The sequence below is a fragment of the Cedecea sp. genome, assembly GCF_036500665.1.
GTDB lineage: Bacteria > Pseudomonadota > Gammaproteobacteria > Enterobacterales > Enterobacteriaceae > Cedecea.
In genome coordinates this window covers 11472-26139 of the sequence record NZ_DASYBS010000057.1, presented here as the reverse complement: position 1 = coordinate 26139, position 14668 = coordinate 11472, and the positions used below count along the sequence as shown (strand labels likewise).

Below are 14668 nucleotides of genomic sequence, written 5' to 3'. Positions count from 1 at the left end.
GTCATTCGGCGGTTTATGTAGTCTGTCTGAGAAGACGCTGACATAAGAGATTGAATGAGCCACTGACGCTTATCATGCACACATCATGCCATATTTTATCAATGACAGTTAACTTATTGTTTAAAATAAAGATAACGAGAAATTCCAAAAGATATATTCTGACTATTTTTCGTTCGCAGTGTCGCCGTTTTACAACACCCTATAATAGATTTCCCTATGCCTTTAAAAATCAATGCGTTATACGTCTCCAATTGGAGACACACAAAAAGCACGAGTGTCGGGATTTAGTGACAGATGGATCCCTCGTTCAAGCGCATTATCCGGCGTAGCGGATTGAGCAGCGCTACTGTGGCATCGTGAATGGCTATCCCGGTACGGAGATGTTGTGCTGCATCCCTGCGAGCGTTACAAGTGACGTTTAAATATTGCAGGAGCACCCGCGTAAAGCACGTTTTCCGGCACATTAACATTGACGACACTGTTTGCTGCAATAATGCTATTTTCTCCGATTGTCACGCCGGGTAATACAACGACCCCAGCCCCCAGCCAAACATTCCTGCCGAGAGTAATTGGCGCTGAAATTACCGTAGTGTTTCTTTGTACGGGGTCACATGGATGACTTGCCGTCGACAGCGTTACGTTAGGTCCTATCAATGAATTATCGCCAATCTTTATAGCAGCATTGTCCAGAAACACACAGCCCGCATTTATATATACGTTGTGACCAATGGAGATGTGGCCAAACTCATAGAAGAAAGGTGTTGTTACGGTGCTTTCCCCTCGAAAACTTACGCCGGATTTAGCCAAAAGGCGATTACGTTTCTTGCGGGATAGGCTCTTGCTGTTGATTAGATTGCGGGCTACGGGGACTTTTACAGATTTAGCAAAGTTACACAGGAAATACGTTAGCATAGTTTTAGTCTTTCATTATTTTGGCTCAACCATACAAACCAGTATCAACCCGTTCAACTTTTTTTCTCCAGCCTTAAAGAATAATTTTCTGATTGCTAAAGCCTGCCCCAAAAAATTTCGCCATCTTAAAAACCCTCTCCCATTTAGGAAGAGGGTTGGGAGACAGTAATCAGCCCAGTTGCTTACGCGCGTTGCGGAAGATACGCATCCACGGGCTGTCCTCGCCCCACTCTGCCGGGTGCCAGGAGTTGCTCACGGTACGGAACACGCGCTCAGGGTGCGGCATCATGATGGTGACACGCCCACTTTCGTTGCTCACCGCCGTGATCCCGTTCGGCGAGCCGTTCGGGTTAGCCGGGTAGGTTTCCGTCACGTTCGCAAAGTTATCCACGAAGCGCAGCGCCACCAACCCCTTGCTCTCAAGCGCAGCAAGATGAGCGGCGCCACGTACTTCAACGCGACCTTCGCCATGAGAAACCGCGATAGGCATATGGGAACCGGCCATACCCTGCAGCAGCAGAGACGGGCTTGAAGTCACCTCAACCAGGCTGAAGCGCGCTTCGAAACGGTCGGACTGGTTACGCACAAAGCGCGGCCACAAATCACTGCCTGGAATCAGTTCACGCAGGTTGGACATCATCTGACAGCCGTTACAGACGCCAAGCGCCAGCGTTTCCGGGCGATGGAAGAAGGTTTCAAACTCATCGCGTACGCGGGCATTAAATAGGATGGACTTCGCCCAGCCTTCCCCGGCGCCCAGCACGTCACCGTAAGAGAAGCCGCCGCACGCCACCAGCGTGTGGAAGCTTTCCAGGCCGGTGCGGCCTGCCAGCAGGTCGCTCATGTGAACGTCGATGGCATCAAAGCCCGCACGGTGGAAGGCGGCGGCCATCTCAACGTGGGAGTTAACGCCCTGCTCGCGCAGGATAGCCACTTTAGGGCGTGCGCCGGTTGCGATGTACGGGGCCGCAATATCTTCTTTGATATTGAAGCTCAGCTTCACGTTCAGGCCAGGATCGTTGTCGTTAGCCTTCGCATTGTGCTCTTCGTCGGCGCAGTCCGGGTTATCACGCAGGCGCTGCATCTGCCAGGTGGTTTCTGCCCACCACATACGCAGCGTGGTGCGGCTTTCGCTGAATACCGCGTGGCCATCAGCGCTGATGGTGAAGCGGTCACCTTCAACGGCCTTACCAAGATAATGCACGCAGTCTGCCAGCCCGTGTTCAGCAAGCCGCGCCTCAACCGCCTGACGATCTTCTGCTCGAACCTGGATCACGCCGCCCAGCTCTTCGTTAAACAATGCGGCCAGACGATCGCTGCCAAGGCTTGCAATATCAACATCTACGCCGCAGTGGCCGGTAAAGGCCATTTCCGCCAGAGTGACCAGCAGACCGCCGTCGGAGCGGTCGTGCCAGGCCAGCAGTTTGCGGTCTGCAACCAGCGCCTGCATCGCGTCCCAGAAGCCTTTAAGCTGCTCAACGCTGCGCACGTCCGCAGGTTTGTCGCCAAGCTGGCGATAAACCTGAGACAGCGCGGTGGCGCCCAGCGCGTTGTGGCCTTTGCCTAAATCGATCAGCAGCAGGGCGTTATCTTCGGTGCTCAGCTGTGGCGTAACGGTGCCACGTACATCTTCAACGCGAGCAAAGGCGGTAATCACCAGCGACAGCGGAGAAGTCATCTCACGCTGCTCGTTCCCTTCCTGCCAGCGGGTTTTCATCGACATGGAGTCTTTGCCGACCGGGATGGTTATCCCCAGTGCCGGGCAAAGCTCTTCGCCCACGGCCTTAACCGCTTCATACAGGCCAGCGTCTTCGCCCGGGTGACCGGCTGCGGCCATCCAGTTTGCAGACAGCTTGATGCGCTTCAGGGAACCGATTTGGGTTGCCGCGATGTTCGTCAGGGCTTCGCCAACGGCCAGGCGACCGGAGGCCGCAAAGTCCAACAGCGCAACCGGCGCACGTTCGCCGAGAGACATTGCTTCGCCGTAGTAGCTGTCCAGGCTGGCGGTAGTGACCGCGCAGTTTGCTACCGGGATCTGCCACGGGCCAACCATCTGATCGCGGGACACCATACCGGTTACCGTACGGTCGCCGATGGTCACGAGGAAGGTTTTTTCAGCTACAGTCGGCAGATGCAGAACGCGTTTCACCGCATCGGCAATAGAGATTTCACTGCTGTTGAAGGCATCGCCTTTCGCTTTCAGCGTCTCGACGTTACGCTCCATCTTCGGCGTTTTACCCAGCAGCACGTCCAGCGGCATATCAATAGGCTGGTTATCAAAGTGGCTGTCGTTGAGCGTCAGGTGCTGCTCAGTGGTCGCTTCGCCAATCACCGCATACGGCGCGCGCTCGCGGCGGCAAAGTTCGTCAAACAGCGGCAGCTGCTCTGGGGCAACGGCCAGCACGTAGCGCTCCTGAGATTCGTTACACCAGACTTCAAGCGGGCTCATGCCCGGCTCATCGTTGAGGATGTCGCGCAGTTCAAAGCGACCACCGCGACCACCGTCACTGACCAACTCCGGCATGGCGTTTGAAAGACCGCCGGCACCAACGTCGTGGATAAACAGAATCGGGTTGTCTTCGCCCATCTGCCAGCAGCGGTCAATAACCTCCTGGCAGCGACGTTCCATTTCCGGGTTGTCGCGCTGCACGGAAGCAAAATCTAAATCGGCGTCGGACTGGCCGGAGGCCATTGACGAGGCAGCTCCGCCGCCCAGACCGATATTCATTGCCGGACCACCCAGCACTATGAGCTTAGCGCCAGGGGTAATTTCGCCCTTCTGCACGTGGTCGGCGCGGATGTTGCCGATACCGCCGGCGAGCATGATAGGTTTGTGGTAACCGCGCAGCTCCACCCCGTTGTGGCTGTTAACCTGCTCTTCGTAGGTACGGAAGTAGCCGGTCAGCGCCGGACGGCCAAATTCGTTGTTGAATGCCGCCCCGCCCAGAGGGCCTTCGGTCATGATGTCCAGCGCCGTAACAATGCGGTCTGGCTTACCAAAGTCCTGCTCCCACGGCTGTTCAAAGCCCGGAATGCGCAGGTTGGAAACGGAGAAGCCGACCAGGCCCGCTTTTGGCTTAGCGCCACGCCCGGTAGCGCCTTCGTCGCGGATTTCACCGCCGGAGCCGGTTGCCGCGCCCGGCCACGGAGAGATAGCGGCCGGGTGGTTGTGGGTTTCAACCTTCATCAGAATATGCGCTTCTTCCTGATGGAAGTCATAGCGCCCCGCTTCACGGTCGGCGAAGAAACGGCCGACGGCCGAACCTTCCATGACCGCTGCGTTGTCTTTATAGGCAGACAGCACGTAATCCGGCGTTTTCTCGAAGGTATTTTTGATCATCCTGAACAGTGACTTGGTCTGTTTCTGCCCGTCGATAATCCAGTCGGCGTTAAAGATTTTATGACGGCAATGTTCGGAGTTCGCCTGCGCAAACATATACAGTTCGATGTCGTTCGGGTTGCGCCCAAGCTTGCTGAACGCATCCTGCAGGTAGTCGATTTCGTCTTCCGCCAGCGCCAGGCCCAGACGGATATTCGCCTCTACCAGTGCGTTACGCCCTTTGCCGAGCAGGTCAACGCTCTGCACCGGAGCCGGTTGGTGTTGTGCAAACAGCTGCTCTGCATCGTTCAGGGAAGTAAACACGCTCTCCATCATGCGGTCATGCAGTAGCGCAGCAACCTCCTGCAGTTGCTCAGCGGTCAGCGTACTGCCGGTAATGTACCAGGCCACGCCGCGCTCAAGGCGCTTAACCTGAGGTAGGTCGCAGTTGTGGGCGATGTCGGTAGCTTTAGAAGACCAGGGGGAGATGGTGCCAGGGCGCGGTGTGACCAGCAGTAAAGTTCCTTCAGGCGTATGCTCTGCGAGGGTTGGACCATACTTCAACAGCCGTTGCAGGCGGGCATGCTCATCAACGTTCAGCGGTGCATCGAGGTCGGCAAAATGAACATACTCGGCATAAATGTCGCTTACCGGGAGGTTAGCATCGTTAAAACGGGCCAGGAGTTTGTTAATACGAAATGCCGAAAGAGCAGGCGAACCACGCAGAATTTCCATCATTAAAGATCTCTCGTCTTCAGGGCGAAGGGGGGAAAACGGGCGTCATTATAGAGAATCCTCCGCCATGACGAAACCGTTTGCGTAGAAATAACAGCAGAAGTTTTTATTGCACGAAAATTAAACGATATATTCTTAAAAGTTGCTTACTGGCGTTTTCTTACGCAAAATGCGTTTCATCCACTTACAGGGTTCATATAAATCATGTTTATTGTTGGCTGAGACTTAACCTGCTGCAGAATGTTATCTATTTGAAAAGAATAAAGATTAATTATCTGCTTATCGGTGTCGTCACCTTGTTGCTGGCAGTGGCATTATGGCCCTCCATTCCAGGCTTGAACCAGACCGAAAACCGCATCGCCGCGATTAAAGCGCGGGGGGTTTTGCGCGTCAGTACAATTTCATCGCCGCTTACCTGGACGATGATTAACGGTAAAGCCACCGGCCTTGACTATGAACTCGCCAGGCAGTTCGCAGACTATCTGGGCGTAAAACTAAAAATCGTCGTGCGGCCAAATATTAACGCGCTGTTTGATGACCTGGATAATGATAACGCCGACCTGCTCGCAGCAGGCCTGGTGTATAACTCCAGTCGCAGCCGCGACTATCAGGCCGGACCAACCTATTATTCCGTCTCGCAGCAGATGGTGTATCGCGTTGGGAGTCCGCGCCCGAAAACGCTCGGCGGCGTAAAACCCTCGCAGCTGGTGCTGTCTTCAGGCCAGGCAGTAGTCAGCGATCTTCAAAAGCTCAAAGAGAGCCAGTACGCCGATCTGAGCTGGAGTATTGACGCCAAACAGACCAGTAATCAGCTGTTACAGCAGGTTGTGGACGGCGACATTGCCTTTACGATTTCCGACTCCATCGCCATCAGCCTTTTCCAGCGAGTTCATCCTCAGTTGGCCGTCGCACTCGACGTTACCGACGAACAGCCCGTCACCTGGTTTTCAACACGTAGCAGCGACGACAGCATGAGCGCCGCGCTGCTCGATTTCTATAATCAGATTAGCAGCGACGGCACGCTGGCAAGACTTGAGGAAAAATACCTTGGTCATATCGGCGATTTTGATTATGTCGATACCCGCACTTTCCTTAATTCAGTTGATTCCGTACTTCCGGATCTTCAGCCCCTGTTCGAAAAGTACGCCGACGAAATCGACTGGCCGCTGCTGGCAGCCATTTCCTATCAGGAGTCCCACTGGGATACTCATGCTACCTCCCCTACCGGCGTACGCGGCTTGATGATGCTGACTAAAAACACGGCCCAAAGCCTTGGGATCACCGACAGACTCGATGCCGAGCAGAGCATTAGCGGTGGCAGCCGTTATCTGAAAGATATGATGAGCAAAGTGCCTGCCACGGTACCGGAATATGAGCGCATCTGGTTCGCGCTTGCGGCTTATAACATGGGTTACGCCCATATGCTGGATGCCCGCCAGCTGACGGCGAAGCAAAAAGGAAATCCGGACAGCTGGGCAGACGTTAAGACACGTCTGCCGCTGCTGAGCCTCAAGCCATACTACAGTAAAACAACATATGGCTATGCCCGTGGGCACGAGGCTTATGCGTACGTGGAAAACATACGCAAGTATCAACTAAGTCTGGAAGGGTATTTGCAGGAGAAAGAGAAAAAGGCCGCACAGGAAGAGAGGTTTGCCGAGGCCTACCCTGCAGTAACCCCGGTAGAAATGGCTACTCCGCCTTACGGCCCTTTTCCTTTAGCGCCTTTTTCTCAAGACGACGTGCGCGAAAAAAATCGCTCAACATGGCTGAGCACTCTGACGCAAGCACCCCTTCACTAACCTGCACCTGATGGTTCATCCCAGGGTGGCCGAGAACGTCCATCAGCGAGCCAATTGCGCCCGTTTTGGCATCACGCGCGCCAAACACCAGGCGGCCAATGCGGCTATGAACCATGGCTCCCGCACACATGACGCAGGGTTCGAGGGTGACGTAGAGCGTGGTATCCAGCAGACGATAGTTTTGCAGTACCAGTCCACCCTGGCGCAGCGCCATAATTTCCGCATGAGCCGTAGGATCGTGGCGACCGATAGGCCGGTTCCAGCCTTCGCCTATCACCTGACTGTTATGCACTAATACCGCGCCAACGGGCACTTCCCCTTCATCCCATGCACGCCGGGCAAGCGTTAAAGCATGGCGCATCCAGTGTTCATGGGTAAATTCTGTCTCTGACACAACGCTCTCCGCGCATAAGTGGGCGGCGCATTATACACACCGCTTACCGGATTCGAAACGCCCTCACTCGAGCTGCTGGAGCTCTCCCTGAGGCGTGACGCGCCAGCGGTGCTCGCAGAAATAGAGCAGTGGATTGTCCTGATGGCTGTCGCTGTAGCCGCTATAAAGCCGCAGCGGGGCACCTATGTGCTGCTCCAGCTGAACCACTTTTTCATGGCCCAGACAACGCAGGGTGACGACCCATCCTCCGTGTGCTCGCGCAATCTGGGTGGCAATAAGCTTCACCTCAGGCAGCCACGGTGTATCACAATAGACCTTCTCAACCAGCGGCTGAGGTGAACCTGTTATCAGCCAGACGTCAGCATCCGCGCTGAGCAAGTAGTCAGTGAGCCGCTGCTGAACAACGGGAAATGCCTTCACCTTCTTGCGAAACCAGGCAGCAAAATCGTTCTGCATCCGCTGCAGCCGGGCCTCGCTCCGCCCGAACGTTGCGCCCCATAGCAGGATGCTCATCGGCTGGCGGGCTGCGCTCCCTTTAATCAGCATCATGCCTCCGATCAGAGGTAGCAATACAGCCACCAGCAGCACGTTTAGCGGCAGACGCCGCAGGAGATAAAACAAAAAACTGCCGAACATATCCTGCTGATGTAAGGTGCCATCCAGGTCAAAAAAGACGACGCGGCGCGGGTTGTGGGTAGTCAATACGGGCTCCTTTAAGACTCGCGTTCACAAAATGGTGCTCCCTTAAAGCCTAACAGATAGCCCCGTAGTTTTCCGCGAGCCACCCTGGTCGGGTTCACACGGCACGTCAGAATATTTAATTCGATAACATTGTTCTATAATGGAATTTATAATTCGCTCAGATGCTTATAATGGCAACCCGTCATCGGAATTGCCGTCCCGGAGGTGAAATGAACTGTTTACTGCGCATTCGAAGCCGTTACGCCATGCTGGCCCAGAGTGACCGCAAGCTCGCTGACTTCCTGCTCGCTGAGCCCGATCGAGCACGCCATCTCAGTTCACAGCAGCTGGCGGAAGAAGCCGGCGTTAGCCAGTCGAGCGTCGTAAAATTCGCGCAGAAACTGGGGTTCAGAGGCTTTCCGGCGATGAAGTTAGCCATCAGCGAAGCGCTCGCCAGCGGCCAAAACCCTCACTCCGTCCCGGTACACAACCAAATATTAGGGGATGATCCGCTGCGGCTTGTTGGGGAGAAATTGATTAAAGAGAATATCGCGGCGATGCACGCCACGCTGGATATCAATGCGGAAGAGAAGCTGCTGGCGAGCGTTTCGCTGCTGCGCAATGCGCGGCGCGTGCTGCTGGTGGGAATAGGCGCATCAGGCCTGGTAGCGAAGAATTTTTCGTGGAAGTTGATGAAGATTGGCATTCACGCCGTCGCCGAGCAGGACATGCATGCTCTGCTTGCGACCGTACAGGCAATGACCCCGGAAGACGTGCTGCTCGCCATTTCCTATTCGGGCGAACGTCGGGAGATCAATCTGGCGGCCGATGAAGCGCTGAACGCAGGCGCGAAAATCCTCGCGATGACCGGATTCACGCCTAACGCCCTGCAGCAGCGCGCCAGCTTGTGTCTCTACACCATCGCAGAAGAACAGGCCACGCGCAGCGCGGCTATTTCCTCCACCAGCGCCCAGATGATGCTGACCGACCTGCTATTTATGGCTCTGGTGCAGCAGGATCTGGAAAACGCGCCGGAGAGGATCCGCCAGAGCGAGGCGCTGGTGAAGAAGCTGGTTTAGCCCTGGCTCCCGGCGACGAGGAAACCAGTTGTGATCGTTAAGACTTAAATCCCGGCTTGCCGTTTTGAGCTCGCCATTCTTTTACCGTTTTAACAATACCAGATGGAGAGTTATCAGCACCAGGTTCAGGATGGTAAATCAGATCCCGCCCGTCTGGATGTTCGGTCAATTGGTGAAACTGATAAAGAACCTCATCATGTTCAGCCTCGGTAGAAAATTCTTTTTTCTTTATTTTACAACAACAATGATGAAATCTTGTTCTGTACAATCTGCCAAAGTTTTACTCGCCATTTTGATTTCCCTCATGAATTTCAATATGACGTGTTGATGTATGGTTTAGCGCCCGCAGGCTGAAAAGTTAACGGGCGCTAATACATCAGATAAATATTCAAAAAACCGCCCAACTGAACTGATTCCATAAAGTTGGACAGTTTAAGTTCAGGCTTAAAGCCCTTTCGCCTGCAGGTGAGCGAGGTGGTCGACGTAGAGCTTTACCGGATCGGTGTTGTTGGCAACCACGCCAGCCAGCTGGTTAATGGCGTCGACGTGATCCAGCGAATAATCAGAGCCAATCACTTTGCCCAGGTGGCTGCTGTAGCGGCCGACCAGGCCGTCGTTCTGGAAACGCTCGTTGGTAAACAGGATGGAAAACGCCAGCATGGCCACGTGCAGCGGATCGAGATTGTTCGCCCCCTGATTCAACGGGTTGTAGTCGATAATCCCGCTCCATGAGTAGTAGTAAACGCCATTATCCAGCTCTTTCCCCTGGCCGCCCCACTCTGCCGGAAGCCCCTGCGGGTATTTCTTGTTAAAGGCAGCCACGCCTTCGCTGGTCAACGCATCCAGGGCGTCGACGCCGGATTGAGGCAGGCGAGGCTCACCGGCCAGGGCAGAAAGCAGCTGGCCAAAGGCCGACAGAGCGGCATTAGCGATTGACTCCGGCAGATGCCCAGGCTTCAGCGCCAGGCGAACCAGATCGGCCACTTCTGAGCCGTGGTTAACGCCATTCACGGAAGTGACCGAGGCGATAAGTTCGGGATGAGTTGCCGCCGCATAACGACAGGCCAATGGCCCCTGGCTGTGGCCAATCAGGTTAACTTTCGCCGCACCGGTTTCGGCCAGAACTTTACGCACAAATTCCAGCAACTGCTCACCGCGCATTTCATTGCTGTTCAACGCGGAAATCGTGGCGATGTAGACCTTCGCTCCGGCTTTCTCCAGCGCCTCTTTGATGCCGTAGAAGTAGGGATAGATCCCGCCAATTTTGTCGAAACCGAACAGACCGTGGACCAGAACAATCGGGTACTTCAGGGATGTAGACATAGGAATGACCTCTTTGACGTAGGAATAAAAAAGCCTCGCTTAGCGAGGCTTCAGGGGTTAATAAGGCACTGGTTGCGGATGTACTCCTGCAGCCCCGCTAGCTGCTTGTTGCTCGTTTCAATGCGCTCCCGGAGACGAAAATAATCCCGTTCAGCGGCGTCAGTAAGTCCGGGGGCGCCAGCATCATCCAGCCCGGTGGTGGAGGTGGGACGAGGCACTGTTTTGCAGGTTGCGCTGACGCGCAGCCGCCGAGCGCCAGCAGCCACATCACGCTGCAGAGTTTCAATGGTGAGCCTGGCATCGGTTAACTCCTCGCTATAGTGAGCATCAAGCCCCGCGACCGCCCGCTGGCGTTGCACAAGGTTTTGCAGCGCAGTCTTCTGTTGAGCAAGCTGCTGTATAGCAGTCTCAGCTCTTTGCTTTTGAACATCATAGCGCTGATGAAACCACCAGCTGCTGGCGATAAGCAGGGCAAAAACCGCCAGCACAATCGTGGTTACCGGCTTCATTTTTCCGCCTCCGGCCAGGTACAAAGCTGATACTCCACCTCACGGCGGTTGATAAGCCCTTGCCACTGTTTACCGCCCGCCCATATCCATTTTTTCAAGCCAGCGCAGGCCTGCTCGTAATTTCTGCCGTTTAACGTCCTGAGCACGGAGGAGTGCAGAAAAGCAGTCGTGCCGACGTTATAGGTAAAACTGATTAATGCCGCGCGTTGGTACTCACTAACAGGGACGGTAACCGCTATTGAGACCACCTGCGCTGCGGGACGGAGATCGTTATCAAGCAAGGCCCTACACTCTGATGAGCTGTAAGTTTTATCGGGAATAATGTCTTTGCCGGTATGGCCGTAGCACACCGTGAGCACCCCGGCGACGTCGTGATAAGGCGTGTAGCTCATGCCTTCAAGTTCGGGCAGTATCGAGCCTGCGATGGTCAGAGCGCCCGCCCCTGACAATCCGAATAATGCTTTTCTGAGTCCAGGGGAGAGGGCCATTAGCTGCCTGCCTTTTTCAGTACCTCGCTGACTGCCCTGATAATCTCAATCTGCTCGGCTCGGTTTAGGGTATGCAAGTCATCCACCAGCGTCTGGAGGATACGGGTGCGCTTTTGGTCTTCAAGGTGCTGTCGGCGGGCATCCATCCTGCCCCCCAGCCACGAAGCCAGTGAAATAAGTACGCTAAGCAGTCCGAATATCATGTAGACCATATCCTGTGTCGTGATACCCAGACCGGCGGCAAGCGCCGCCAGCCACGCAAAAGACTGCGTGACCAGATTTGCGGGTTGGTCATTCATGGGAGAACCTTCGGTTGAAGTGTCGAACTGCCGTTGGGGTAAAGAAGCGGTGTTAAATCAGCGGAATAGATTTTCCGCGTTGGGTTTGCTTGCCGGTCGCTTCCGGTAAGCCGGATTCGGTGCGCGGCGCGGCCTGATAAACGCTTTTTTGCCTGGCGTCTAACCTCTGGCGCAGCCGCTGATGATGCTCTGCCTCCTGGATGATTTGCAGGCCATAAATGTTAATGACCTCCAGCGCTTTGTCAGGCCGGGACGTAAGTTTGCGGGTTAACGAGAGAATGGGCCTTACGTCAGGTTTTGCCATCACCCCCACTAAAAGTGGGTTAGCGGCTTTCCAGACGGCCTGCTTAGCTTCGCGGCGCTGGCGACGACGTGTCTGTGCGTCCATACAACCTCCTGTCAATCAACTTTGGTGATATCTCTCTGATATCCCAAAGCTTCTTGCTTTGGTGTATGCGCCCTTTTTCAGGGCCTGATGTTAAGGAGCGTTCACTTGCCTTGTGAGTCGGTGCGTCCTGCCGATGAATTGATATTGAACCAATAGTACAATTACGTCAAGAACCAAAAGTACGAATTATTTCGAAAAAAGTTCAGAACAATGGTTAACCATTGATTAATAACACTATTATTGTAAAGAATTAGCATTCTAGTTGCGGCAAGGGCGCCAGCCTCAGGAGCTTACCTGGGTAAGTGACTGGGGCTGGAGAGTGCAGCCAACACGGCTGCAGCTTGAAGGATGAGTTACCTCAGGCGTGACGGCGAATCGAATGGCTATACATCACCCGGCCAATAATTTTGAGATGCTGTTCGTTCTCTTCGCTGATGCGCCAGTCGGCATATTTAGGGTTGTCAGAACGGACCAGCAGGCAGTCGTGGGTCATCTGCAGGCGCTTCACCAGCAGCTGGCCCTTATAAAGAAACACGTAAATCCCGTCCCCGTCGAAGTAGTCCTTGGCGATATCGACAAAGATGTAATCACCCAGCTCAATGGTACCGGACATACTGTCGCCGGTGACGGTAATTACCTTGATCGTCGACGCCGGACGGTGGCCGAACAGTTCCAGCGCCTCCTGGCTGTCGTAAACAATGTGGTTGATTGTTTCTGTCACTTCGCTGGAAATCAGCCGCCCAGGACCTGCGCTGGCTTCGATATCCAGCACATCGATGCGGAACCCCTGCTCTTCAGGCGGCTGGAAATTGTAGATTACCGCCTCCTCTGAATGGGCCGCATTTTCACGCCCTTCGGGGACATAGCCACTTTCGCTCCCGTGCTGCAGCCAGAGAACGTCCGTCTTAAGAAAGGTCGCCAGTTCGTACATTTTGTCCTGTCTGGGGATGGCTTCAGCATTAAGCCACTTGCTGACGGCCTTGGAGGAAACGCCCAGCGCGCGCGCTATTGCCATACCGCGCCCAAACTCATCGAGGTTTGCTTCGCTGCAGGCCTGCGCCAGCCTGCGGGAGAATGCTTCGCGCAGTTGTTCTCTCTGTACCATAAGTACGATCCCACCGTGTTTTTCGTGACCAATAGTTCAATGATAACACGTACTGAAAGTACACAAAGCACAAAACTTAAAGGCTCAGTGTCATTGGGGATGATCTGCTTTTGTGGTAAAGTGCGCGCCATCGAAACTTCCTTGCTTAAGCAGCTTCGTTTAACCAAACTTAATACTGGTTAAATATACATGTTTTTTGCAATTTTTCGAGTGCGTAACATGAATATATCTTTTGGATCGGCGGGTTCAGGTAACAGGTTGAAATGGCGTTATTAATTACGAAGAAGTGCATCAACTGCGATATGTGCGAGCCGGAGTGCCCGAACCAGGCTATCTCGATGGGGGAGGCTATCTACCAGATCGATACCGACCGCTGCACGGAATGCGTTGGCCATTACGAAACCCCGACCTGCCAGAAAGTCTGCCCCATTCCCGGGACGATTATCAGCGACCCGGCGCACAAAGAAAATGAAGAGCAGCTGTGGGATAAGTTCGTGCTGCTCCATCATGCGGATAAACTCTAGCTTTCGATGATCACCGTCGCGCAGGCGTAATGACGTTCGTCCGCCAGCGTAACGTGCACCGAGCGCACGCCCATTTTTGCCGCCAGCCGTTCCGCCTCTTCCCAAAACCGCAGCTGAGGCTTGCCAAGCGGGTCGTTAAACACTTCAAACTGATTAAACGCCAGCCCGTTGCGAATGCCGGTGCCAAACGCTTTAGCCGCTGCCTCTTTTACCGCAAAACGCTTAGCCAGAAAACGCACCGGCTGCTGATGAGCCTGATACTGAGCCCATTCGTTCTGGCTCAGCACGCGTTTCGCCAGCCTGTCACCCGAGCGGGAGATTACGCTCTCAATGCGCGCAATCTCCACGATATCCGTGCCGAGGCCAAGAATCGCCATTAGCGACGCGCTTCCTGCATCAGGCGTTTCATTTCTGCCACGGCCTCTTTAAGACCGCTCATCACCGCACGACCGATAATCGCGTGGCCAATGTTCAGCTCATGCATTTCAGGAATACGCGCAATAGCCTGGACGTTGTGGTAGGTGAGGCCGTGGCCCGCATTAACCTTCAATCCTTTAGCCGCCGCATAGCTCGCCGCTTCGGCGATACGCGCCAGTTCTTTGGCCTGGGTCGCTTCATCTTCTGCGTCCGCGTAGCAGCCGGTGTGAATTTCAATGTAAGGCGCGCCAACGGCAACCGCGGCGTCAATCTGCGCGTGGTCGGCGTCAATAAACAGAGAGACCAGAATACCTGCGTCAGCCAGGCGCTGGCAGGCATCACGCATCTTGTCCAGCTGGCCGGCGACATCAAGGCCGCCTTCGGTGGTCACTTCCTGACGCTTTTCCGGTACCAGGCAGCAGAAATGCGGCTTCGTCTGGCAGGCAATACCGATCATCTCTTCGGTGACGGCCATTTCAAGATTCATGCGGGTATCGAGGGTTTCACGCAGAACGCGAACGTCACGGTCGGTGATATGGCGGCGATCTTCACGCAGGTGAACGGTAATACCGTCTGCTCCCGCCTGCTCCGCGATAAACGCAGCCTGAACCGGGTCCGGGTACGCCGTGCCGCGCGCGTTACGCAGGGTAGCGATGTGATCGATGTTGACGCCTAACAGTAATTGAGCCATGA

Annotated in this window: 15 protein-coding genes and 1 pseudogene; 3 read left to right on the top strand and 13 right to left on the bottom strand. The window is 54.6% G+C overall.

Annotation, left to right across the window (positions count from 1 at the left end):
- Positions 1-405: 405 nt before the first annotated feature.
- Both VGM55_RS09270 and purL read right to left on the bottom strand, forming a co-directional pair.
- On the bottom strand, positions 406-912 hold the full coding sequence (locus VGM55_RS09270) for a DapH/DapD/GlmU-related protein (protein ID WP_154187918.1): 507 nt from the start codon (positions 910-912) through the stop codon (positions 406-408).
- Positions 913-1081: 169 nt separating this feature from the next.
- Positions 1082-4969, bottom strand: coding sequence for a phosphoribosylformylglycinamidine synthase (gene purL / locus VGM55_RS09265; RefSeq protein WP_331635300.1), 3888 nt, complete (start codon positions 4967-4969; stop codon positions 1082-1084).
- 194 nt (positions 4970-5163) lie between these two features.
- On the opposite strand from purL, the gene mltF reads away from it, so the two are divergent.
- The gene (mltF, locus tag VGM55_RS09260; protein ID WP_414648234.1) at positions 5164-6768 is read left to right on the top strand and encodes a membrane-bound lytic murein transglycosylase MltF; all 1605 of its coding nucleotides are present in this window, start codon (positions 5164-5166) and stop codon (positions 6766-6768) included.
- Here the strand turns inward: mltF and tadA are convergent.
- Positions 6659-7129, bottom strand: a complete 471-nt coding sequence (gene tadA / locus VGM55_RS09255; protein WP_414648233.1) for a tRNA adenosine(34) deaminase TadA — start codon at positions 7127-7129, stop codon at positions 6659-6661. The genes mltF and tadA overlap by 110 nt on opposite strands.
- Positions 7130-7225: 96 nt before the next feature.
- Complete coding sequence (yfhb, locus tag VGM55_RS09250; RefSeq protein WP_154187921.1) at positions 7226-7864, bottom strand: phosphatidylglycerophosphatase C; 639 nt, start codon at positions 7862-7864, stop codon at positions 7226-7228.
- Positions 7865-8073: 209 nt separating this feature from the next.
- On the opposite strand from yfhb, the gene VGM55_RS09245 reads away from it, so the two are divergent.
- Entirely contained in the window at positions 8074-8922 is an 849-nt protein-coding gene (locus tag VGM55_RS09245) for a MurR/RpiR family transcriptional regulator (RefSeq protein WP_154187922.1), read from the top strand.
- 37 nt (positions 8923-8959) lie between these two features.
- Here the strand turns inward: VGM55_RS09245 and VGM55_RS09240 are convergent.
- The 7 genes and pseudogenes from VGM55_RS09240 to VGM55_RS09210 form a co-directional block, all read right to left on the bottom strand.
- Positions 8960-9213, bottom strand: a pseudogene (locus VGM55_RS09240) (bacteriocin immunity protein).
- A 153-nt stretch (positions 9214-9366) separates the two neighbouring features.
- Positions 9367-10245: an esterase/lipase family protein gene (locus VGM55_RS09235; protein ID WP_154187923.1), complete on the bottom strand. Its 879-nt coding sequence runs from the start codon at positions 10243-10245 to the stop codon at positions 9367-9369.
- A 50-nt stretch (positions 10246-10295) separates the two neighbouring features.
- Entirely contained in the window at positions 10296-10754 is a 459-nt protein-coding gene (locus VGM55_RS09230) for a lysis protein (RefSeq protein WP_154187924.1), read from the bottom strand.
- Positions 10751-11242, bottom strand: a complete 492-nt coding sequence (locus VGM55_RS09225) for a lysozyme (protein WP_154187925.1) — start codon at positions 11240-11242, stop codon at positions 10751-10753. Before VGM55_RS09225 ends, VGM55_RS09230 begins: the two co-directional genes overlap by 4 nt.
- Entirely contained in the window at positions 11242-11541 is a 300-nt protein-coding gene (locus VGM55_RS09220; RefSeq protein WP_154187926.1) for a hypothetical protein, read from the bottom strand. The genes VGM55_RS09225 and VGM55_RS09220 overlap by 1 nt, the downstream gene beginning before the upstream one ends.
- A gap of 52 nt (positions 11542-11593) precedes the next feature.
- Positions 11594-11929 carry an antitermination protein N gene (locus VGM55_RS09215; RefSeq protein WP_331635298.1) on the bottom strand — a complete coding sequence of 112 codons (336 nt, stop codon included), beginning with the start codon at positions 11927-11929 and terminating at the stop codon, positions 11594-11596.
- Positions 11930-12287: 358 nt separating this feature from the next.
- Complete coding sequence (locus VGM55_RS09210; RefSeq protein ID WP_331635297.1) at positions 12288-13034, bottom strand: helix-turn-helix transcriptional regulator; 747 nt, start codon at positions 13032-13034, stop codon at positions 12288-12290.
- Positions 13035-13297: 263 nt separating this feature from the next.
- On the opposite strand from VGM55_RS09210, the gene VGM55_RS09205 reads away from it, so the two are divergent.
- Entirely contained in the window at positions 13298-13558 is a 261-nt protein-coding gene (locus VGM55_RS09205) for a YfhL family 4Fe-4S dicluster ferredoxin (RefSeq protein WP_331635296.1), read from the top strand.
- Here the strand turns inward: VGM55_RS09205 and acpS are convergent.
- Both acpS and pdxJ read right to left on the bottom strand, forming a co-directional pair.
- On the bottom strand, positions 13555-13935 hold the full coding sequence (acpS, locus tag VGM55_RS09200) for a holo-ACP synthase (protein WP_154187929.1): 381 nt from the start codon (positions 13933-13935) through the stop codon (positions 13555-13557). The two genes, VGM55_RS09205 and acpS, sit on opposite strands and share 4 nt — an antisense overlap.
- Positions 13935-14666, bottom strand: coding sequence for a pyridoxine 5'-phosphate synthase (gene pdxJ, locus VGM55_RS09195; RefSeq protein WP_154187930.1), 732 nt, complete (start codon positions 14664-14666; stop codon positions 13935-13937). Before pdxJ ends, acpS begins: the two co-directional genes overlap by 1 nt.
- Positions 14667-14668: the final 2 nt, after the last annotated feature.

Coding starts and splice junctions, on each gene's coding strand:
- VGM55_RS09270 (WP_154187918.1), bottom strand. CDS start 912: ATGCTAACGTATTTCCTGTGTAACTTTGCTAAATCTGTAAAAGTCCCC.
- purL (WP_331635300.1), bottom strand. CDS start 4,969: ATGATGGAAATTCTGCGTGGTTCGCCTGCTCTTTCGGCATTTCGTATT.
- tadA (WP_414648233.1), bottom strand. CDS start 7,129: ATGCGCCATGCTTTAACGCTTGCCCGGCGTGCATGGGATGAAGGGGAA.
- VGM55_RS09245 (WP_154187922.1), top strand. CDS start 8,074: ATGAACTGTTTACTGCGCATTCGAAGCCGTTACGCCATGCTGGCCCAG.
- VGM55_RS09235 (WP_154187923.1), bottom strand. CDS start 10,245: ATGTCTACATCCCTGAAGTACCCGATTGTTCTGGTCCACGGTCTGTTC.
- VGM55_RS09230 (WP_154187924.1), bottom strand. CDS start 10,754: ATGAAGCCGGTAACCACGATTGTGCTGGCGGTTTTTGCCCTGCTTATC.
- VGM55_RS09225 (WP_154187925.1), bottom strand. CDS start 11,242: ATGGCCCTCTCCCCTGGACTCAGAAAAGCATTATTCGGATTGTCAGGG.
- VGM55_RS09220 (WP_154187926.1), bottom strand. CDS start 11,541: ATGAATGACCAACCCGCAAATCTGGTCACGCAGTCTTTTGCGTGGCTG.
- VGM55_RS09215 (WP_331635298.1), bottom strand. CDS start 11,929: ATGGACGCACAGACACGTCGTCGCCAGCGCCGCGAAGCTAAGCAGGCC.
- VGM55_RS09210 (WP_331635297.1), bottom strand. CDS start 13,034: ATGGTACAGAGAGAACAACTGCGCGAAGCATTCTCCCGCAGGCTGGCG.
- VGM55_RS09205 (WP_331635296.1), top strand. CDS start 13,298: ATGGCGTTATTAATTACGAAGAAGTGCATCAACTGCGATATGTGCGAG.
- acpS (WP_154187929.1), bottom strand. CDS start 13,935: ATGGCGATTCTTGGCCTCGGCACGGATATCGTGGAGATTGCGCGCATT.
- pdxJ (WP_154187930.1), bottom strand. CDS start 14,666: ATGGCTCAATTACTGTTAGGCGTCAACATCGATCACATCGCTACCCTG.